This window comes from Salinispora fenicalii (genome assembly GCF_000514815.1).
GTDB lineage: Bacteria > Actinomycetota > Actinomycetes > Mycobacteriales > Micromonosporaceae > Micromonospora > Micromonospora fenicalii.
In genome coordinates this window covers 41,855-62,294 of sequence record NZ_AZWQ01000027.1, presented here as the reverse complement: position 1 = coordinate 62,294, position 20,440 = coordinate 41,855, and the positions used below count along the sequence as shown (strand labels likewise).

The window sequence follows — 20,440 nt, the reverse complement described above, 5'->3', positions numbered from 1 at the left end:
TGATGATCCCCGGCCCGGCGACTGCCGGCCATGTGGGACTCCAGTGGAAGGCGGTGGACGTGTCAACACACCGACGTGCCTGGAAGCAGCGGGCCGGTGTGGTCGTGGCGTTGCTGGTCGGCGCCCTGCTCGCCGTCCCCGCCACCCCGGCCTCCGCCGCCCCCGGGGTCACCAATGTCTCGGCCTCACCGAGCCGGGTCGAGGCGGGCGGGAGCGTGACGGTCAGCTACTCGATCGAGGTCTCGGAGGGCGAGACCGCCAACGTGTCGGTGACATCCAGCAACGGAAAGCTCACCTGCGTCAACGGTTGCAGCCGCGGCAGCGTTAATCAAAGCAAGGACTACCAGGCCACCTTCCGACTGGCGAATGACGCGGCCGACGGAGAGGCGACGATTACCGTCACTGCGGACTTTTCCGACAGCGACGAACCGGGGACCGGGAGCACCAGGGTCACCCTGGTGGGCAAGCCGGAGCCGCAGCCCAACCCGACCACCGAGCCCCCCCAGGTACAGACGGTGAAGTCGGTCTCCGGCGAGGTGGTCAACAAGAGCACCGGCAGTGCGGTACCGGGAGCCCAGGTCATCCTCAAGGACTCCGAGAACAACAGATTCAACACCATCACCGACAACGGTGGAAACTTCCGGTTCACCGGCAGCACCCAGAACCCGATCGCCCCCGGCCAACTCGCCATCGGCGCAAGCCACGACGGCACCAACGCCAGCAAGACGCTGAATGCCTCCGCCGGGCAGAGCGTCTCCGGCCAGCGAATCTCACTCGAGATCGAAGAGCCAACCCCGAGCCCCACCTCCTCATCGAGCCTCGAGCCGGCCCCGACGGTCGGGGTGGAGGAGGTGACCGATGAGCCGGTCGAAGCCGTCGTGGATGTCCCCGTTGCGGACGCCAGCGAGGAGGGGTCCGGCGGCACCGGCTCACTGCTGATCATCCTGCTCGGTGGCCTCCTCGTGGCAGCCGGCGTGGGCACCATGGTGCTGCTGTGGCTACGCCGCAAGGAGAACGACGACGAAGACGAGGCGGGCGTCGACCCCTCCGGCGCGGCCACGGGTGCCGTCCCGGTCGCCCGCGCTGGCTACGGCGGCGCCGACGATCAGACGCGGATCGTGAATCCGACCGCGGCGCCGACGATGGTCGGCGGGGACCCGTCCCTCGCCGAGGCTCCCACAATGATGCACAGCCCGGTGATTGACGATGTCCCACCGGACCCCTACGGCGCTCCGCCGCAGCCCTATGGCGCGTCCGCCGGCCAGTCCGGCTGGGCCGGCAGCGGCTACGGTGACCAGCCAGGCGGCTACGGCACCGGGGACTTCGGTGCCACCGAGCCGGCCGGCAGCGGCTACGGCACCACGTCACCCGCCTCCGGTGGCGGCTACGGCACCACGTCACCCGCCTCCGGTGGCGGCTACGGCACCACGTCACCCGCCTCCGGTGGCGGCTACGGCGCCAGCGACTACGGCATGTCCTCGCCGGCCGGAACCGGCTACCCTCCCACCTCCGGCGAGTCCTACGGCTACGGCGAGCGGTACGACGAAGCGACCGGCCGCTACCAGGCGGACGCCACGCAGTACCCGGCCCCGGCCGACCCCTACCCCACGGGCAGGTATCAGCAGGACGCTGGCTACAGCCAGACCGAGCCCGGGTACGGACATGGTGCCGAGCCGGCCGGTGGCTACGACCAGCAGGGCGGCTACGACGGCTACGGCTACGGACAACAGGGCTACGGCTACGGCCAGGAAGCGCCCGCCCAGTACGGCAGCTACGGCCAAGAGCTGCCAACCCAGCACGGCGGCTACGACGGTTACGGCCAGGAAGCACCCGCCCAGTACGGCAGCTACGGCCAAGAGCTGCCAACCCAACGCGGCAGCTACGACGGTTACGGCCAGGAAGCACCCGCCCAACACAGCGGCTACGACGACCGTGGGTATGGCCAGGGCGGCTACGGTAGCGGCTACGGAGACCCGACGCAGGCTGATCGGGCTCGGTCCGACGCTCCCCCGCCGGACCGGGGCGGTCGCCGGCTGGACTGGCTGGACGACTGACGACATACGGTTGAGGGCCACCCGAAGCCGGGTGGCCCTCAACCGTATGTCCTGGGGTGTGTCGATCCCCCGATAGCAAAGTCCGGCCCGGCTGAGATCAGCCGGGCCGGATCGCCTTACTCGGATCGGGTGCCAGGACCGGACGGGGCCGGTGCGGCGACGGTCACGCCGGTTCGCTCGGTCCCTCCGGCTGCGGCTCGGAGCTGGCGGGCGTCGCCACGTCCGCTCCGCCGAAGAGGCGAGGCAGGGTGGCGCTGTGTGCCGCACGCAACTCCGCCAGGCTGAGCTGGAACTGCCCGTGCAATTCCAGCGCACCACCCGCCGGATCGGTGACGCCGATCCGCTCGCACGGCACGCCCTGCTCGGCGGCCAGCCCGGTGAACGCCTTCTCATGCCCGCGCGGCACCGAGACCAACACCCGGCCAGCGGACTCACTGAACAGGAAGACGAACGGCATCGAGCCGTCGGCGAACTGCTCCGGCAGGGTCACCCGAGCACCGACGCCCCGGCGCAGGCAGGACTCGACCAGGCCCTGCGCCAGACCGCCGTCGGAGAGATCGTGCGCGGAGCTGAGGTGCCCGCCCCGGGCTGCCACCGCCATCAGGTCGGCGATCGCCCGCTCGCGGTCGAGGTCCACCCGGGGAGGTACGCCACCGAGGTGTTCGTGGGTAGCCCACGCCCACTCCGAGCCGGAGAGCTCCACGTGCGTCTCGCCCAGCAGGTAGATCTGGTCATGACCGTCGTCGCGCGGAACAAAGCCCATCGGGACCCGGTCGGCCACATCGTCCAGCACGCCGAGGACGCCTACCACCGGGGTCGGATGGATGGCAGCCGCACCGGTCTGGTTATAGAAGCTGACGTTACCCCCGGTCACTGGGATGCCCAGCTCGCCGCAGCCGTCGGCGATGCCCCGAACAGCCTCGGCGAACTGCCACATCACGCCCGGGTCCTCCGGCGAGCCGAAGTTGAGGCAGTCGGTGACGGCGATCGGCTTGGCGCCGCTCACCGCCACGTTCCGGTACGCCTCGGCCAGCGCGAGCTTGGCGCCGTGGTACGGGTCGAGACGCGCGTACCGGCCGTTGCCGTCGACGGAGAGCGCGATGCCGATCCCGCTGCGCTCGTCGATCCGGATCACACCCGAGTCCTCGGGCTGAGCGAGCACGGTGTTACCCAGTACGTACCGGTCGTACTGCTCGGTGACCCAAGTCTTGTCCGCGAGGTTCGGTGAGGCGATCATCCGCAGGACCGTCTCCCGCAGGGCCTCCGGGTTACTCGGCCGGGGCAGGGTCTCCGCTCGGTCGGCCTGGAGCAGGATCAGGTCGGCCGGCTCCCGCATCGGCCGGTTGTACACCGGGCCGTCGTCCGCCAGTGAGCCCGGCGGGACATCAACGACCAGGTGGTCGCACCAGGTGACGACCAGACGGCCCGGCTGCCCGTCCGCTGCCGGCGGGGTGACCTCACCGATCGCGGTGGCGAGCACGCCCCACTTCTCGGCGGTCTTGAGCACCGCCTCCAGCTTCTCCGGCTCGACCACCAGCAGCATCCGCTCCTGGGACTCGCTGGCGAGGATCTCGTGCGGCTCCATCGAGGCTTCCCGCAGCGGGACCCGCTCGAGCCAAACCCGCATGCCGGTGCCCGCGGCAGCGGCGGTCTCGGCGAGGGCACAGGTCAGCCCGGCACCGCCGAGGTCCTGGATGCCGACGACGAGCTGCTCGTCGTAGAGCTCCAGGCAGGCCTCGATGAGCAGTTTCTCGATGAACGGATCACCCACCTGCACCGAGGGGCGGCGCTGCTCGCTGCCCTCGTCGAAGGTGGCGCTGGCCAGCACCGACACGCCGCCGATGCCGTCCCGGCCGGTCTTGGCGCCCATCAGCACCACGACGTTTCCGTCGCCGGCGGCGGCCTTGTTCTGGAGTCGGTCGATCGGTAGTACCCCGACGCAGAGGGCGTTGACCAGCGGGTTGCCCTGATAGCAGGGGTCAAAGACGACCTCGCCGCCGATGTTCGGCAGGCCGAGGCGGTTACCGTAGCCGCCGACCCCGGCGATCACGCCGGGTAGCACGCGGGCGGTGTCGGGGTGGTCGGCCGCACCGAAGCGCAGCGGGTCCATCACCGCGACCGGACGCGCGCCCATCGCGAGGATGTCCCGGACGATGCCGCCGACGCCGGTCGCCGCACCCTGGTAAGGCTCGACGAAGCTCGGGTGGTTGTGCGACTCGACCTTGAAGGTCACCGCAAGCTCGTCGGAGACTCGGACCACGCCCGCGTTCTCCCCGATGCCGGCGAGTAGTCGGTCGCTGGACGGGGCCTTTTCCCCGAACTGGCGCAGGTGCACCTTGCTCGACTTGTAGGAGCAGTGCTCACTCCACATGATCGAGTACATGGCCAGCTCGGCCTGGGTCGGCCGCCGGTCGAGCACCTGCCGGATCCGCTGGTATTCGTCGTCGCGGAGGCCGAGGTCGGCGTAGGGCTGAAGCTCGTCCGGGCTGTCGCCGGCATGGGGGACGGTGTCCACGCCCCCGGCCCAGCCGGTGACGGCGGCGCCTCGGTCAGGCGCGGCCGTCGGTCCGGCTGCTGCGGTGTCTGAGGTGTCCCGGACCGGGTCCTGGGTGGTCATGACCTCTCCTTGTTACGCACCGGACCGCCCGTCGGGCGGGTGAGCCGACCGATGATGCCGCCTGTGGTCACGCCGCGGTCCCCACCAGGTGCTTGAGCGCCGAGGTGAAGAAGCCGAGGCCGTCCAGGGAGGGGCCGGTGAGCTCCTCCACGGCGTGCTCCGGGTGCGGCATGATGCCGACGACGTTTCCGGCGGAGTTAGTGATCGCGGCGATGTCCCGCTGGGACCCGTTTGGGTTGCCCACGTAGCGAGCAACCACCCGACCTTCGGCTTCGAGCTGGTCCAGCGTCGCGGCGTCCGCGACGTAGCAGCCCTCACCGTTCTTGACCGGAATCAGCACCTCCTGGCCGGGCTGGAACGCGTTGGTCCAGGCGGTGCCGGCCGACTCGATACGCAGGACCTGGTCCCGGTTACGGAAGTGCAGGTGCTGGTTTCGGGTCAACGCACCGGGCAGTAGGTGAGCCTCGCAGAGGATCTGGAAGCCGTTGCAGATGCCGAGCACCGGCAGGCCCGCTCGGGCGGCGTCCACGATCGTCTCCATCACCGCGGCGAACCGGGCGATGGCGCCGCAGCGCAGATAGTCGCCGTACGAGAAGCCGCCGGGCAGGACGACGGCGTCCACCCCGTGCAGCTGCGGGTCTGCGTGCCAGAGGCGGACCGGCTCGGCGCCGGCGAGCCGGACAGCTCGGGCAGCGTCCCCGTCGTCGAGCGAACCGGGGAACGTGACCACGCCTACTCGGGCGGTCACGGTTGGGCGTCCACGGTTTCGCCATCCTCGGCCAGCCGGATGGTGAAGTCCTCGATGACCGGGTTGGCGAGCAGCTTGTCGGCGATCTCCCGGGTCTGGTTCAGATCTGGCTCCCCGGTGAACTCGATCTCGATCCGTCGGCCGATCCGGACTGAGGCGACGTCGGTGACGCCGAGCCGGGGCAGCGCGTTAGCGACGGCCTGTCCCTGCGGATCGAGGATCTCGGGTTTGAGCATGACGTCGACGACGACGCGAGGCACTGGGCACTCCTGACTGTGTACGCAGTTGGGTGCCGACCCACTAGGGGCGAGCGCAGCCAGCCTACCTGGCAGATATCGCGTGGGCCGCACCGGCCGCACGCGGTTTGGGCGATCTCGGGCGCAGTTAAGGCGGAGCACCTAGACCGATGCCTTTCCGTTGTACTCCCGATGCGATTTCGTTGTCACCTACCGAGTAGTAGAAAGGTCCACCACTAGGTGATACCAACAAGCCAATCCAAACTCTTCAATGCAAATCCCGGAAGCCAGCACGGGAGTCCCATCAATCAGGAGGTCGGCGTCGCCGGCGGCGTGCGCCTCCGGATCCGCGGCGGTGTCGCGTACAACCGTTCCTGGATCGCCTCGATTTCCGATGTCTGACGGTTAACGCCACCACGACGCAGGTGGCCGGCCAAGCGCCGACCGTCCGCGCCGCGCTGTTTTTCACCATCCGATCAGGTGAACAAGGCCCACGTTCGACCCCAGCGCCGGCTGACAGCATCAGAACCGTGCTGGTCGTGACGACGGATCAACTACCCGGTTATGAGGTCCGCCAGATCCTCGGCGAGGTGGTCTCCTCGATGGCCAGGACCCGCAACCCGTACCGCGAGGGCGTGAAGAACCTCCGGGGCGGCGCGTACGACCCGATGGCGCCGGACAACCTCACCCGGTGGCGTGCCGACTCGGTGGCCCGGCTCGGCGAGGAGGCCCGCCGGCTCGGCGCGAACGCGGTGATCGGGATGCGGTTCGACAGCCGGGACTGCGGCGAGATGTGGATGGAGATCTGCGCCTACGGCACGGCGGTGATCGTGGTGCCCCGGGTCCCCGACGTCATGCCCCCCGACCAGCCCCTGGTGGCGGCGGAGACCGCAAACGAGCCGAAGATCACGCCCGAGCCCAGCGGCGTCGGCGAGCCGGCCACCGCGCCCGACCTGCGCAGCGCGGCCGAGACCCCCACCCCCGAGCCCTGACCCACCGCGTCCCGACACGCGACGTCGGCGGCCCGGGCGGGGACGGCGGTGATCAGAGGATCGGCGGCGGGTTGTACGCGGCGGCGCCGGGGTGGCGGTCGAGAACCTCCGCGACACGCTGCACCACCGCATGGACCTGGGCGGGCGCGGCACCGACGAAGGCCGTACGGTCGGCCACCAGGTCGGCGATGTCAGCCCGGGTCAGGTTTAGCCGGTCGTCGGTGGCGAGCCGGTCAAAGAGGTCGTTCTCGGTGGCGCCCTTCTCCCGCATCGCCAGCGCGACCGCCACCGCATGCTCCTTGATCACCTCATGGGCGACCTCCCGGCCGACGCCCCGCCGTACCGCCGCGACCAGGATCTTGGTGGTGGCCAGGAACGGCAGGAAACGCTCCAACTCCCGGTTGACCACCGCCGGGTACGCGCCGAACTCGTCCAACACGGTGAGGAACGTCTGGAACAGCCCGTCAGCGGCGAAGAAGGCGTCCGGCAGCGCCACCCGGCGCACCACCGAGCAGGAGACATCCCCCTCGTTCCACTGGTCGCCGGCGAGCTCACCGACCATCGACAGGTAACCCCGGAGGATCACCGCGAAGCCGTTCACCCGCTCCGACGACCGGGTGTTCATCTTGTGCGGCATCGCACTGGAGCCGACCTGGCCCGGCTGGAAGCCCTCGGTGGCCAGCTCCTGGCCGACCATCAGCCGGATCGTGGTGGCCAACGACGACGGCCCGGCCGCCACCTGGGACAACGCCGAGAGCACGTCGAAGTCGAGCGAACGCGGGTAGACCTGCCCGACGCTGTCCAGCACCCGGCCGAACCCGAGGTGCTTCGCCACCCGTCGCTCCAACTCGCCCAGTTTGCCGGCGTCCCCGTCGAGCAGGTCGAGCTGGTCCGCGGCGGTGCCGACCGGGCCCTTGATCCCCCGCAGCGGGTACCGCCCGATCAGGTCGTCCAGCCGCTCGTACGCGATCAACAGCTCCTCCGCCGCCGACGCGAACCGCTTGCCCAACGTGGTGGCCTGTGCCGCCACGTTGTGCGAACGCCCCGTCAGCACCAGGCCGGAGTGCTCGACGGCGAGCTGGGACAGCCGGGCCAGGGTGGCGACCACCCGGTCCCGGATCAGCTCCAGGGAGGCCCGCACCTGAAGCTGCTCGACATTCTCGGTCAGGTCCCGGGAGGTCATGCCCTTGTGCACGTGCTCGTGCCCGGCGAGCGCGCTGAACTCCTCGATCCGCGCCTTCACGTCGTGTCGGGTGACCCGCTCCCGCTGCGCGATCGAGGCCAGGTCGACCTGGTCGAGCACCCGCTGGTACGCCTCGACCACCCCGTCCGGAACGTCCACGCCGAGATCCCGCTGGGCGGTGAGCACGGCCAGCCAGAGCCGCCGCTCCATCCGAATCTTCTCCTCCGGGGACCAGAGGGTGACCAACTCAGGGGAGGCGTACCGGTTGGCGAGCACGTTCGGGATCGTCGTCACGACCCCATTCTCCGGTACCCGGGCACAGCACTCCCGGCCGGGCCGCCGCCGACCACGCGACTCGAGCGCGCGGCCGGCGTGGCCGGGCGCTACATCCGGTCGGGGGTGGCGATGCCGAGTAGATACAGGCCCTGCCGGAGGACCCGGGCGGTGAGGTCGCAGAGGGCGAGCCGGCTGTCGCGCACCGCGTCCTCGGCCCGCAGGACCGGGCAGGCTTCGTAGAAGCCGCTGAAGGTGGTGGCGAGGGTGTGCAGGTAGCCGGCGAGCCGGTGGAACTGCAGGGTCTGCTCGACGCCGGCCACCACGGCTCCGAAACCCGCCAGTTCGAGGGCGAGGGCGTGTTCGGCCGGATGCCCGACCGTGATCGGGGCGGGGGNGAACCGCTCGATCTCGGCCCGACGGAAGATGGACCGGATCCGGGCGTGGGCGTACTGCAGGTACGGGGCGGTGTTGCCGTCGAGGGAGAGCATCCGCTGCCAGTCGAAGACGTAGTCCTTGTTCCGGTCGGTGGACAGGTCGGCGTACTTGATGGCACCGATGCCGACCGCGCGGGCGACGTCAGCGACCTCCGTTGCGGAGAGGTCGGGGTTCTTCTGCCGGGCCAACTCGGCGGCCCGGGTCACGGCCTCCTCGAGCAGCCCGACAAGTTTGATCGAGTCACCGGTCCGGCTGCGCAGCATCCTGCCGTCCGAGCCGAGGATCGAACTGAAGCCGAGGTGCTCGGCCCGTGCCGGTGGGCTCAGCCAGCCGGCCTGCCGCGCGACCGCGTACACCAGCTCGAAGTGCTGACGCTGCGGCAGGCCGACGACGTAGAGCAACCGGGTCGCACCGAGGTCCTGGGTGCGGTGACGGATCGCCGCGAGGTCGGTGGCGCCGTAGCCGTAGCCGCCGTCCCGCTTCCGCACAATGATCGGCAACGGCTGCCCGTCGCGGCCGGCGAAGCCGGCCGGAAAGACGCAGGCGGCGTCGCCGCTCTCCTGCAGCAGACCGAGCCGATCCAGCTCGTCGGTCACCGGGGCGAGCTGGTCGTTGTAGTAGCTCTCCCCGCAGAAGTCCCGCTCGGTCAGGAGGATGCCGAGCTGGTCGTAGACGGTGAGGAAGTACTTCTCCGACTCGGCGACGAGCAGCCGCCACAACCGCAGCGTCAGCTCGTCCCCGTGCTGCAGGGCGACCACCCGCCGCCGGGCCCGCTCCCGGAACGCGTCGTCGGCGTCGAACTTGGCCCGGGCCGCCTTGTAGAACGAGTCCAGGTCCCCGACGGACAACTCGTCGGCGGCCTCCGACTCACCCAGGTCGAGCAGGTGCTCGATGAGCATCCCGAAGGGGGTGCCCCAGTCACCCAGGTGGTTGGCCTTGATCACCTGATGTCCGCACCATTCGAGCAGCCGTACGGCGGCGTCGCCGATCACGGTCCCCCGCAGGTGCCCGACGTGCATCTCCTTGGCCACGTTCGGGGACGAATAGTCGACCACCACCGTCTCGGTGACGACGCTGGGCGCGGCACCGAGCCGGGTGTCGGCGGCCGCGGTCGACAGCAGCATGCCGAGTGCCGAGTCGGCGACTGTCAGGTTGATGAAGCCGGGTCCGGACACCACCACCGCTGAGCAGAGGTCCGCCAACTCCACCTGGCCCAGCACCTCGGCAGCGATGTCCCGGGGCGGGCGACCAAGCCGACGCGCGAGGGCGAGGGCCGCGTCGCACTGGTAGTCCGCGTGCTGCGACCGCCGCAGAACCGGGTCGACCGGCGCCCCGGCCACCGCCGAGAACGCCGGTGCCAGCCGGCCCGCCAGCAACTTCTCAAGATTCATGAAAGGTACGCCAATCTCGGGGGAGCGGATCGACGACCAGGGTGTCCGGCGGATCGATCCGCCGGGCACGAAGAGTCAACTCAGGCGGTCGAGGACGGTTCGCCGGAGTTCGAAGCTGGACACGGGCCGAAACCTACCGAAACTCCGGCGCACCATCGACCGATTTCCGCCCGCGATGCGCCCGAAAATCGGGCCCGGGACTACCCCCGCTGGTCGTAGTGCAGCTCGTGCCGGTGGCTGCCCTTGATGAGGATCGACACCTCGACCGGTCTGTCGTCACCCGATCGGATCACCCGTAGCTGGCGGAGCACCGGTACGTACGGCGGCAGGTCGAGCGCTTCGACCTCCTCCGTCGTGGGCATCCGCGCGGAGACCCGGTCCCGCGTCTGCCGCTGCGGGTACCCGAGATCCGCCAGCACCCGCGGGGCGCCACCCGGGATCTTGCGCCGCACGGCGAGCTCCGTACCGCTGGCGATGGCCGCCGGGTAGTACGACCAGGACAGCTCGACCGGTTCATCACCACACATGAGCAGCCGATGCCGCAGGACCGCTCGTTCGCCCGCACCGATCCCCAGTTCCCGCGCCACCTCGGCTGGCGGCACCACCTCTGCCACCGAGCGGAGCCGGTAGGCGTACCGGTCGGAGGTGGGAGCGAGGTAAGCCGACGCCTCCACCACCAGCGGTCGCCTCGGTCGGACGTAGACGCCCTTTCCCACCTCGCTGTAAACAGCGCCCTCCGCCTTCAGCGCATTGAGGGCACGCTGGACTGTCGCGGTGGCAGCGGAGTACTGCTGCACGAGCGTCGGGATCGACGGCAGCGCTGATCCCGGCGGCAACTCGCCGGACGATAGCCCACCGCGGCGAGAGGTCGGCCCGGCGCGGTTGCGGCTCGGTCAGCGTTCCAGGATCGCTGTTACGCCCTGCCCGCCGGCGGCGCAGATCGAGATGAGTCCGCGGCCGCCGCCGCGCTCGTCGAGTAGCTTGGCCAGGGTCGCCACGATCCGGCCGCCGGTCGCGGCGAACGGGTGCCCGGCGGCCAGCGACGAACCGTTGACGTTGATCCGCTCCGGGTCGATCGCTCCGAGTGGGGCGTCCAGGCCGAGCCGGTCCTGACAGAACTCCGGCGACTCCCAGGCGGCCAGGGTGGCCAGCACCTGCGCGGCGAACGCCTCGTGGATCTCGTAAAAGTCGAAGTCCTGCAGGGTGAGCCCGGCGCGGGCCAGCAGTTGGGGCACCGCGTACGCGGGGGCCATCAGCAGCCCCTCCTCGCCGGGTACGAAGTCCACGGCGGCCGTCTGTGACCAGGTGAACCATGCCTGTACCGGCAGGCTGTGCGCCCGCGCCCACTCTTCACTGGCGAGCAGCACGGTCGACGCGCCGTCGGTCAGCGGCGACGAGTTGCCGGCGGTCATGGTGGCCTGCTCGGCGTCCGGGCCCTTCGTGCCGAAGACCGGGCGGAGGTTGCCGAGCTTCTCCAGGCTGGTGTCGGGCCGCAGGTTCTGGTCCCGGGTCAGCCCGAGGTACGGCGTCATCAGGTCGTCGAAGAACCCCCGCTCGTACGCGGCGGCCAGCCGGTGGTGCGACCGCAACGCCAGCTCGTCCTGCGCCTGCCGGTCGACCTGCCAACGCAGGGCGGTACGGGCGGCGTGCTCCCCCATGGACAGACCGGTGCGGGGCTCGGCGTTGCGGGGAAGCTCCGGCCGGAACGGGTGGGAGGGGCGCAGCCGGGTGGCGGTCCGCACCCGCTCCCCGAGGGTCCGGGCGCTGTTCAGTTTGAGCAGCGTGCGCCGCATCTGCTCGTTCACGGCGAGCGGCGCGTCCGAGGTGGTGTCGACGCCACCGGCGATACCGACCTCAAGCTGTCCCAGAGCGATCTTGTTGGCCACCAGGATGACGGCTTCCAGGCCGGTGCCGCAGGCCTGCTGGATGTCGTAGGCGGGGGTGTGCGGGTCGAGCTTGGAGCCGAGCACCACTTCGCGGGTCAGATTGAAGTCCCGGGAGTGCTTCAGCACGGCGCCCGCCACCACTTCGCCGACCCGCTGGCCGGCTAGGCCGTACCGGGCGACCAGCCCGTCGAGGGCTGCGCCGAGTAGGTCCGCGTTGGACGCCTCGGCGTACCGCGAGTTGGAGCGGGCGAAGGGAATGCGGTTGCCGCCGATGACCGCGACCCGCCGGATGTTCTGCACGTTTCCCGCCTCCTCTGGGGTTGCTCTCAACCTACTCGCCAGTAGGCTACGCCTATGACCGACAGGTACGCGAGCTTCGTCCAATCAGGGGTCGGCCGGGGGCTGGTCAAGCGCCTCGGGCTGCCCGACCCGCCGCAACTTCGCCGGTACCGGAGCGGTGACCCCCTCATCCCCGGACCGGTCCTGCTCGGTGCCGCCGCCGGTGGCCGGCTCGCCGGCAGCATCGGCAAACTCCTGACCGCCGCCGGCGTCGAACTCCGGGACCCGGCCGATGTCGCTCCCGGGGCCCGCCTCGGCGCTCTCGTCTACGACGCCACCGGCATCACCGACTCGACCGCGCTGCGCCAGCTCTACGACTGTCTCCACCCGCACGCCCGCTCGGTGCTGCCCAGCGGCCGGGTGATCGTAGTCGGCACCCCGCCCGCCGAGTGCTCCACACCTCGGGAGGCCACCGCGCAGCGGGCGCTCGAAGGGTTGACCCGCAGCATCGGCAAGGAGTTCGGCCGGGGTGTCACCGCCCAGCTGGTCTACGTGACCGACGCCGCCGACCCGGGCACCGCGACCAGCCTTGAGGCCACGCTCCGCTTCCTGCTCTCCGGGCGCTCCGCGTACGTCTCCGGCCAGGTGATCCAGATCGGTGCCGGGCAAGCCGCGCTCCCGACGGACTGGGACCGCCCGCTGGACGGCCAGGTGGTGCTGGTCACCGGTGCGGCGCGGGGAATCGGCGCGGCGCTGGCCCGGGTCCTGGCCCGAGACGGCGCCGAGGTGGTCGCCCTGGACATCCCGGCCGCCGGCGACGAGCTGGCCACTGTGGCCAACGACATCGGCGCCACCGCCGTGCAGCTCGACCTCACCGCACCGGACGCCCCGGCCCGGCTGGCCGATCACCTCTCCGCCCGCCACGGCCGGGTTGACGTGGTGGTACACAACGCGGGCATCACCCGGGACCGGACCCTCGGTCGGATGGACGTTGACCGGTGGGACCAGGTGATCGATGTCAACCTCTCCAGCCAGGAACGAATCAACGACCTCCTGCTGGAACGCGAGTTGATCCCGGCCGGGGGTCGGATCGTCTCGGTCTCCTCGATCGCCGGAATCGCCGGCAACCGGGGGCAGACCAACTACGCCACCAGCAAGGCCGGCGTGATCGGTCTGGTCGAGTCGCTCGCCCCGGCGCTGGCCGAACGCGGCATCAGCGTCAACGCGGTCGCCCCCGGGTTCATCGAGACCCGACTGACCGCCCGGATCCCGCTGGTGCTGCGGGAGGCCGGCCGGCGGATGAACAGCCTCGCCCAGGGTGGCCTGCCGGTGGATGTCGCCGAGACGATCGGCTGGCTGGCCTGGCCGGCCACCGGCGCGGTCAGCGGCAACGTGGTCCGGGTCTGCGGCCAGAGTCTGCTGGGGGCGTGATGGGAGGCCCGCAGGAGCCGTCCGACGCCGGGCAGACCACCCGGTCCCGGATCCAGCTGGCGACGCTGCCGACGGTCGGCGCGCTCTACCGCCGGGCACTGCTCGGCGCACTGCCCGGGACCGGGTCCCGCCGGGCCGAGCAGCCCCCGGCGGTCGAGTTGGGGGTGGCCGGAATCGCCATCGACCGGGGGCGTCTCGCCGACTACGACCGGGTCTGCGGATTCCGACTCACCGACCGGCTGCCGGCGACGTTCCCGCACGTCCTGGGCTTCCCACTGGCGCTGCGCCTGATGACCGCACCGGACTTCCCGATCCCGCTCGCCGGAGTGGTCCACGTCGGCAACCGGATCACTGTCCACCGCCCGATCGACGCCGCCGAGACGCTCGACTTCGTCGCGTACGCGACGAACCTGCGCCCGCACGACCGGGGCCGGCAGATCGACGTGGTGCTGGTGGGTGCCGTCGGCGACGAGGAGGTCTGGCGTGGTGTCTCCACCTACCTGGGCCGGGAGCAGACATCCGGCGATGGCGAACGAGCCAACCGGGGTGACCGGCCCCCGGCGCCGCGCGCCTGGGCGCACTGGCGCGTCGAGCGCCAGCTTGGGCCCGCGTACGCCCGGGTCTCCGGCGACCACAACCCGATCCACACCTCCCAGCTCGGCGCGCGGCTCTTCGGCTTCCGGCGCCCGATCGCGCACGGCATGTGGAGCAAGGCCCGCTGCCTGGCCGCGCTGGAGCCACGGCTGCCGGATGCGTACACCGTTGACGTGGCGTTCAAGCTGCCGGTGCCGTTGCCGAGCACTGCCGCCTTCGGCAGTACCTCGGCGGGCGACTTCGCGCTGCGCGACCTGCGGGACCGCCCCCACCTCTTCGGCACGCTCCGGGAGCAGTGAGGGCACCCCTTATCCTGCCTTTTGTGGCGGAAGGGCCCCCTTTCCATTCCGGCACCCCGAGCATGAGGAGATGGAGTCCGCGCTCGACCTGCTGCGGCAGCTGATCACCTCACCCCTGGTGTATCTGCTGCTGTTCGCGCTCACCGCAGTCGACGCGGTCGTCCCGATGGTGCCGGCCGAGACGGCGGTGATCACCGCAGCGGTACTGGTCAGCGGCGATGTGCCGGAACTAGCGGGAATCTGGGTCGTCGCCGCCCTCGGCGCGCTGGCCGGCGACCACGCCTCGTATGTGATCGGACGGGGTGGTGGCGCGCGCCGGCTGGCCAGATTTCCGGCGCAGAGCCGGCGGAGAGCCAGTTCGGAGTGGGCCCATCGGGCGTTGCATCGCCGGGGCGGGTTTGTCCTCACCACCGCCCGCTTCCTCCCCGGCGGACGGACGGCGGTGACCCTCACGATGGGCGCGGTGCGCTATCCACTGCGGTCATTCCTGCTCTTTGATGCGATCGGCGCGGGAAGTTGGGCGCTGTACAGCGTGCTGCTGGGCCACTTCGGCGGGCTGGCGTTCCAGCAGGAGCCGCTGCGTGGCGTGCTCGCTGGCCTGGCCCTGTCGGTCGCGGTGACCGGCCTGCTCGAGTTGATACGGCGACTACGCCGGCGCTCGCGTCGCCGGGAGGCCGCCCGTCGGTGAGCGGTGACGCTGCCCGTCGATGACCGATGACACCGCCCGTTGGTAGGCGGTGACACTGCCCGCCGATGATCGGTGACGCCGCCTGTCAGTGACCCGATGGCGATCCGGAGGGCGCGTCAGGAGGAGGCTTCTCCCCGCCGGGCGGGCGGGCGCCAGCTAATCCCGGCGAGCAGTTGGGCAGCGCCGACCCAGGCGACGTTCATCATCCGGGTGGCGGTCTGCTCCGGGTCCGCCTCCGGGTGGTCGACTAGCCAGTCGGCGACTGACTCGGTCGCGCCGACCAGGGCGTACGCAACGACTTCCAGGTCGGTCTCGGTCACCTCGCGCCCCTCGCTGCGCAGGGTGTGCTCGAGCATCCCGGCGACCACCTCGACGATCCGCCGCCGCAGGGCGGTGAGCTCCCCGGCGAAAGGCTGCTCGCCCCGGGCCTGCCGGTAGAGCACCGCCCAGCCGTCGCGGTGGGCACCGACGAAGCCGAGGAAGGCTTGCAGACTCCGCCAGAGCCGCTCGTCGGCCGACAGGTCGGGGGCGACGACGTCGGCGATGGCCTGCATCATCCGGGTTCCCTCGCGGTGCAGGCAGGCGACGAAGAGCTCCTCCTTGGTGCCCAGGTACGCGTAGACCATTGGCTTGGAGATGCCGGCGTCGTCGGCGATCTCATCCATGCTGGCCCCGTGGTAGCCCCGCCGAGAGAAGACCTTGACTGCGGCATCGAGCATCTGTTGCTCGCGGACGGCTCGGGGCAGACGGCGGAAGGTGGGGGTACTGGACACCCTTGCGAGCATACCTACTCGTGCGTAGGGTTACGCGCGAGTAGTCAATTCCCGGAAGGTGTCCCACATGACTGACTTCGACCCGGCCAACTTCGCCAACGTCGGCCCCAAGGAGTTCGCGCAGCTGGTCAAGTCCACCCCCGATGCCAAAATCGCCGAGGTGATGTCGGGTGACCTCCGCGGCAAGGTGCTCGACGAGGTCTTCGGCCGGATGCCGCAGCTCTTCCGCGCCGATCGGGCGGGCTCGACCAACACGGTCATCCACTGGAACATCACCGGCGGCGCCGACGGCGGCACCGACACCTACGAGGTGGTCATCGCCGACGGCGCCTGTACTGTCAACCAGACCTCCCAGCAGGACCCGAAGCTGAGCCTCACCCTGGGCCCGGTGGAGTTCCTCAAGACCGTCTCCGGCGGCGCCAACCCGGTCATGATGTTCATGAGCGGCAAGCTGAAGGCCAAGGGCGATCTGGGGTTGGCCGCCAACATCGCGAACCTCTTCGACATTCCCAAGGCCTGACAGTGGCCGAGTTCTCGCTCGATCTGACCGAAGAGCAGCGAGACCTTCGTGACTGGGTGCACGGCTTCGCCAGCGAGGTCGTCCGCCCAGCCGCAGCTGAGTGGGACGCGCGGGAGGAGACCCCGTGGCCGATCATTCAAGAAGCGGCCAAGGTCGGCCTCTACGGCTTCGAATTCCTCGCGACCTGCTGGGGCGACCCCAGCGGTCTCTCCCTGCCGATCGCCTGTGAAGAACTTTTCTGGGGCGACTCCGGCATCGGCCTGAGCATCTTCGGCACCGGCCTCGCCGTGGCCGCCATCTACGGCACCGGCACGCCGGAGCAGCTGATGGAGTGGGTGCCGCAGTGCTTCGGCGACCTCGACTCCCCCGCCGTGGCGGCGTTCTGCACCAGCGAACCCGAGGCTGGCTCCGATGTCGGCGCGATGCGCACCCGCGCGGTCTATGACGAGGCCGCAGACGAGTGGGTGTTGAACGGCCAGAAGTCGTACGCGACCAACGGCGGAATCGCCGGCGTGCACGTGGTCACCGCCTCGGTCGACCCGGAACTCGGCTCCCGTGGACAGGCGGCGTTCGTCGTACCCCCGGGCACCCCCGGGCTCGCCGCGACCCGCAAGCTCCGCAAGCTGGGCCTACGCGCGTCGCACACCGCCGACGTCTTCCTCGACGAGGTCCGCGTACCCGGCCGCTGCCTACTCGGCGGCAAGGAGGCGCTGGACGAACGGCTCGCCCGGGCCCGCTCCGGCCGACGAGCCGCCTCCCAGGCGGCGATGCGTACGTTCGAGCTCTCCCGGCCGACCGTCGGCGCGCAGGCGATCGGGGTAGCCCGGGCCGCCTACGAGTACGCGCTGGACTACGCGAAGGAACGGGTCCAGTTCGGGCGACCGATCATCGAAAACCAGGCGGTGGCGTTCGCGCTGGCCGACATGAAGATGGAGATCGACGCAGCCCGACTGCTGGTCTGGCGCGCCTCCTGGATGGGGCGCAACAACCGGACCTTCACCGCCGGCGAGGGCTCGATGTCCAAGCTGAAGGCCAGTGAGGTCGCGGTCCGCGCGACCGAGAAGGCGGTGCAGTTGCTCGGCGGTGCCGGCTTCCTCCGCGACCACCCGGTCGAGCGGTGGTACCGAGACGCCAAGATCTACACCATCTTCGAGGGCACCTCCGAGATCCAGCGGCTCGTCGTCGCCCGCGCCATCTCCGGCGTCCAGATCCGCTGACCCGCGGCGGGCTCTCCGGCCACCCCACGGGCTCGGATTGCTCCCCGGGCCCGGATTGCTCCCCGGGCCCGGGTGCGGCCACCCGGCGCGCCGCACTCGAGGGTGACCGCAACCCGAGTTCCCATGGCCGGCCGTTCGCCGCCGATCGGACCCGCCAACACTGCGATCCGCCGCTGCCAGTCCCGACGGACTGGCTACGATGATCTTCGTATGACTCGAACCGAACACCGCCGGCGGACACCGTTGCTGCTGGTCGAAGCGGCGACACTCCTCTCGGCCACCGGCAACGGCGTGGCTATCGTGGCGCTACCCTGGCTGGTCCTGGAACGCACCGGCAGCGCCACCGCAGCCGGTGTGGTGGCCGCCGCCAGCGGACTACCGCTCCTGCTGTCCAGCCTCTTCTCCGGCACGGTCGTTGACCTGCTCGGGCGTCGCCGTACCGCGCTGGTCTCCGACGCCCTCTCCGCCGTCTCGGTCGCCGCCATTCCCCTCGTCGACACCCTGATCGGGCTGAACCTCGGCTGGATCGTCGCGCTCGCCGTCCTCGGTGCGGTCTTCGACCCGGCCGGGATGACCGCCCGCGAGACGCTGCTGCCCGCCGCCGCGCAGGCCGCCGGCTGGCGGATCGAACGGGCGAACGGCGTACACGAAGCGATCTTCGGGCTGGCCTTCCTGATCGGCCCCGGAATCGGCGGCCTGCTCATCGCCACGGTCGGCCCGGAGGCGACGTTCTGGGTCACCGCCGCCGGCTTCGCGCTGTCGGTCCTCCTGGTCGCGGCCGTCCGACTGCCCGGCGCAGGCCGACCCGACCGGCCCCCCAACGGCCTGTGGCGGGGCACTCAGGAAGGGCTGGGCTTCGTCTGGCGGGACCCACTGCTGCGCACCCTCTCCCTGATCACGATGGCGCTGGTCGCGCTCTACCTGCCGGTCGAGGGAGTGCTGCTGCCCGCCTGGTTCGTCGCCGAGGGAGAACCCGCCCGGCTCGGTACCGTCCTGATGGCGATGAGCGCCGGAGCCGTGGCGGGTGCGCTTGGCTCGTCGGCGGCCGGTCGGTTTGTCCGCCGCCGGACCCTGATGGCTGCCGCCCTCGTGATCACCGGCCTGGCCCTACTCGGGCTCGCGTTCCTGCCCCCATACCCGGGGATGCTCGCCTTCGCCGGCCTGGTCGGGCTCGCGTACGGGCCGGTCAACCCGCTGGCCAACTACGCCATGCAGACCCGTACCCCGGAACGGCTCCGCGGCCGGGTGGTCGGGGTGATGACCTCGTTCGCGTACGCCGCCGGGCCCGCCGGTTACCTGCTGGCCGGCCCGCTGGTGGAGTGGCTGGGCCTGGCCACCGCCTTCCTGGTGCTCGCCGGTGCACTCCTGGTGGCCGTGCTGGTCGCCGCGCCGCTGCCGGTGCTGGCGGCGTTGGACGACCCACCCCGGTACCCGCCCGCCCCGCCCGGTGGGACGACGGGGCGGAGTGAGGGGCCGGTGCCGCTCGGCGAGCAGTGGTTGCCCGCCGCGCACCGCGACCCGCCAGCTTCCCGATAGATCGGCGCTCCGCCGGCGGGGTGTGACGGCGGTCAGCTTGGAATGGTGATCCGGCCGTCCACGGCCGCGGCGGCGATGTCGGTGCGGTGGTGCGAGTCGGCCAGCTCGACGCCGCGAACCAACTCGTAGGCGGCGTCACGCGCAGCGGCCAGGTCGGAGCCGGTGGCCGTGCAGCTGAGGACCCGGCCGCCCGCGGAGAGCAGCGCGCCGTCGGCAGCCCGGCGCACCGTACCCGCGTGGATGATGCCCGAGACCTCCGCCCCGTGGATCACGTCGCCCGTGCGCGGCTTCGCCGGGTATCCCTCGGCGGCCACGACGACGGTGACCGCCGCGCCCTCGCGCCACCGCAGCGGCGGGTGCGCGGCCAGCTCACCGGTGGCGGCGGCGTGCAGCAGCCCGGCGAGCGGTGTCTCCAGCAAAGCCAGGACAGCCTGCGTCTCCGGGTCGCCGAAGCGGGCGTTGAACTCGATCACCCGAGGGCCGGTGGCGGTGATCGCCAGGCCCACGTAGAGCAGCCCGGCGAACGGCGTGCCGCGCCGACGCAGCTCGACCAGGGTCGGGTGGACAATGTCGCGCATCACCTCGTCAACCAGGCCGGGCGGCGCCCACGGCAGCGGCGCGTACGCCCCCATGCCGCCGGTGTTCGGCCCGGTGTCGCCGTCCCCGACCCGCTTGAAGTCCTGCGCCGGCAGCAGGGGGACGGCCGTCTCACCGTCGGTGACGACGAAGAGGGAGACCTCGGGGCCGGCGAGGTACTCCTCGATCACGACCTGGCCGCACGCCCGCGCGTGCTCCTCGGCCGCCCGGCGGTCCTCGGTGACCACGACTCCCTTACCGGCGGCGAGGCCGTCGTTCTTGACCACGTACGGCGCGCCGAAGTCATCCAGCGCCTTGCCGACGCTCTCGGCGTCGGCGCAGCTGTACGCGCGGGCGGTCGGCACCTCGGCGGCGGTCATCACGTCCTTGGCGAACGCCTTCGACCCCTCCAGGCGCGCGGCCGCCGCGGACGGCCCGAAGACGGGGACGCCCTCGGCCCGCACGGCATCGGCGACCCCGGCGACCAGCGGCGTCTCCGGCCCCACGACCACCAAATCCGCGCTGCACTCGACCGCGAGCGCCGCCACCGCGGCCGGATCGGTAAAGACCACGTCCCGCATCCCGGCGACCGTGCCGATCCCCGGATTCCCCGGCGCGGCGAACAGCACCTCGACCGAGGGATCGGCCACCAACCCGAGCGCGAGGGCATGCTCCCGCCCACCGCTACCAATCAGAAGTACCCGCACGG

16 protein-coding genes and 1 pseudogene are annotated in these 20,440 nt (G+C 71.0%); 8 read left to right on the top strand and 9 right to left on the bottom strand.

What is annotated here, in order from left to right; translation table 11 throughout:
- The first annotated feature begins 32 nt into the window (after window positions 1–32).
- A complete protein-coding gene (locus B116_RS0115190; RefSeq protein WP_027660573.1) occupies window positions 33–2,054 on the top strand; it encodes a carboxypeptidase-like regulatory domain-containing protein in 2,022 nt (673 codons plus the stop codon).
- A gap of 163 nt (window positions 2,055–2,217) precedes the next feature.
- Here B116_RS0115190 and purL read toward each other — a convergent pair whose 3' ends face one another.
- From purL to purS, 3 genes are all read right to left on the bottom strand, one after another.
- On the bottom strand, window positions 2,218–4,671 hold the full coding sequence (gene purL, locus B116_RS0115185; RefSeq protein ID WP_027660572.1) for a phosphoribosylformylglycinamidine synthase subunit PurL: 2,454 nt from the start codon (window positions 4,669–4,671) through the stop codon (window positions 2,218–2,220).
- Window positions 4,672–4,738: 67 nt separating this feature from the next.
- Window positions 4,739–5,419, bottom strand: a complete 681-nt coding sequence (gene purQ / locus B116_RS0115180) for a phosphoribosylformylglycinamidine synthase subunit PurQ (RefSeq protein WP_018723717.1) — start codon at window positions 5,417–5,419, stop codon at window positions 4,739–4,741.
- Window positions 5,416–5,679 (bottom strand): phosphoribosylformylglycinamidine synthase subunit PurS, encoded by a 264-nt coding sequence (purS, locus tag B116_RS0115175; RefSeq protein WP_018254791.1) that lies wholly within the window; start codon window positions 5,677–5,679, stop codon window positions 5,416–5,418. Before purS ends, purQ begins: the two co-directional genes overlap by 4 nt.
- Before the next feature lie 401 nt (window positions 5,680–6,080).
- Here purS and B116_RS0115170 point away from each other — a divergent pair, with 401 nt between their 5' ends.
- Window positions 6,081–6,647, top strand: a complete 567-nt coding sequence (locus B116_RS0115170) for a YbjQ family protein (protein WP_018723716.1) — start codon at window positions 6,081–6,083, stop codon at window positions 6,645–6,647.
- A 52-nt stretch (window positions 6,648–6,699) separates the two neighbouring features.
- Here the strand turns inward: B116_RS0115170 and purB are convergent, their stop codons facing one another.
- The 4 genes and pseudogenes from purB to B116_RS0115150 all read right to left on the bottom strand — a co-directional run bounded on the left by purB (window position 6,700) and on the right by B116_RS0115150 (window position 12,118).
- A complete protein-coding gene (gene purB / locus B116_RS0115165; protein ID WP_027660571.1) occupies window positions 6,700–8,124 on the bottom strand; it encodes an adenylosuccinate lyase in 1,425 nt (474 codons plus the stop codon).
- Window positions 8,125–8,213: 89 nt separating this feature from the next.
- A complete protein-coding gene (argS, locus tag B116_RS0115160; protein ID WP_027660570.1) occupies window positions 8,214–9,932 on the bottom strand; it encodes an arginine--tRNA ligase in 1,719 nt (572 codons plus the stop codon).
- A gap of 200 nt (window positions 9,933–10,132) precedes the next feature.
- Window positions 10,133–10,792 (bottom strand): annotated as a pseudogene (locus B116_RS0115155) (GntR family transcriptional regulator); the annotation flags it as partial.
- 33 nt (window positions 10,793–10,825) lie between these two features.
- On the bottom strand, window positions 10,826–12,118 hold the full coding sequence (locus tag B116_RS0115150; protein ID WP_018723711.1) for an acetyl-CoA C-acetyltransferase: 1,293 nt from the start codon (window positions 12,116–12,118) through the stop codon (window positions 10,826–10,828).
- Window positions 12,119–12,172: 54 nt separating this feature from the next.
- Between B116_RS0115150 and B116_RS0115145 the strand changes: the two genes are divergently transcribed.
- From B116_RS0115145 to B116_RS0115135, 3 genes are all read left to right on the top strand, one after another.
- Window positions 12,173–13,528: a 3-oxoacyl-ACP reductase gene (locus B116_RS0115145; protein WP_027660568.1), complete on the top strand. Its 1,356-nt coding sequence runs from the start codon at window positions 12,173–12,175 to the stop codon at window positions 13,526–13,528.
- A complete protein-coding gene (locus tag B116_RS0115140) occupies window positions 13,528–14,421 on the top strand; it encodes a MaoC/PaaZ C-terminal domain-containing protein (protein ID WP_027660567.1) in 894 nt (297 codons plus the stop codon). The genes B116_RS0115145 and B116_RS0115140 overlap by 1 nt, the downstream gene beginning before the upstream one ends.
- 70 nt (window positions 14,422–14,491) lie before the next feature.
- A complete protein-coding gene (locus tag B116_RS0115135; protein ID WP_027660566.1) occupies window positions 14,492–15,109 on the top strand; it encodes a DedA family protein in 618 nt (205 codons plus the stop codon).
- Window positions 15,110–15,225: 116 nt separating this feature from the next.
- On the opposite strand, the gene B116_RS0115130 is transcribed toward B116_RS0115135, so the two are convergent.
- Window positions 15,226–15,882, bottom strand: coding sequence for a TetR/AcrR family transcriptional regulator (locus B116_RS0115130; RefSeq protein ID WP_018723707.1), 657 nt, complete (start codon window positions 15,880–15,882; stop codon window positions 15,226–15,228).
- A gap of 67 nt (window positions 15,883–15,949) precedes the next feature.
- On the opposite strand from B116_RS0115130, the gene B116_RS0115125 reads away from it, so the two are divergent.
- The 3 genes from B116_RS0115125 to B116_RS0115115 all read left to right on the top strand — a co-directional run bounded on the left by B116_RS0115125 (window position 15,950) and on the right by B116_RS0115115 (window position 19,155).
- Window positions 15,950–16,402: an SCP2 sterol-binding domain-containing protein gene (locus B116_RS0115125; RefSeq protein WP_018723706.1), complete on the top strand. Its 453-nt coding sequence runs from the start codon at window positions 15,950–15,952 to the stop codon at window positions 16,400–16,402.
- Window positions 16,403–16,404: 2 nt separating this feature from the next.
- Window positions 16,405–17,619, top strand: coding sequence for an acyl-CoA dehydrogenase family protein (locus B116_RS0115120; RefSeq protein ID WP_018723705.1), 1,215 nt, complete (start codon window positions 16,405–16,407; stop codon window positions 17,617–17,619).
- Between the two features lie 210 nt (window positions 17,620–17,829).
- Window positions 17,830–19,155 carry an MFS transporter gene (locus tag B116_RS0115115; protein ID WP_027660565.1) on the top strand — a complete coding sequence of 442 codons (1,326 nt, stop codon included), beginning with the start codon at window positions 17,830–17,832 and terminating at the stop codon, window positions 19,153–19,155.
- Window positions 19,156–19,187: 32 nt separating this feature from the next.
- Here the strand turns inward: B116_RS0115115 and purD are convergent, their stop codons facing one another.
- Complete coding sequence (purD, locus tag B116_RS0115110; protein ID WP_027660564.1) at window positions 19,188–20,438, bottom strand: phosphoribosylamine--glycine ligase; 1,251 nt, start codon at window positions 20,436–20,438, stop codon at window positions 19,188–19,190.
- Between the last annotated feature and the right edge of the window lie 2 nt (window positions 20,439–20,440).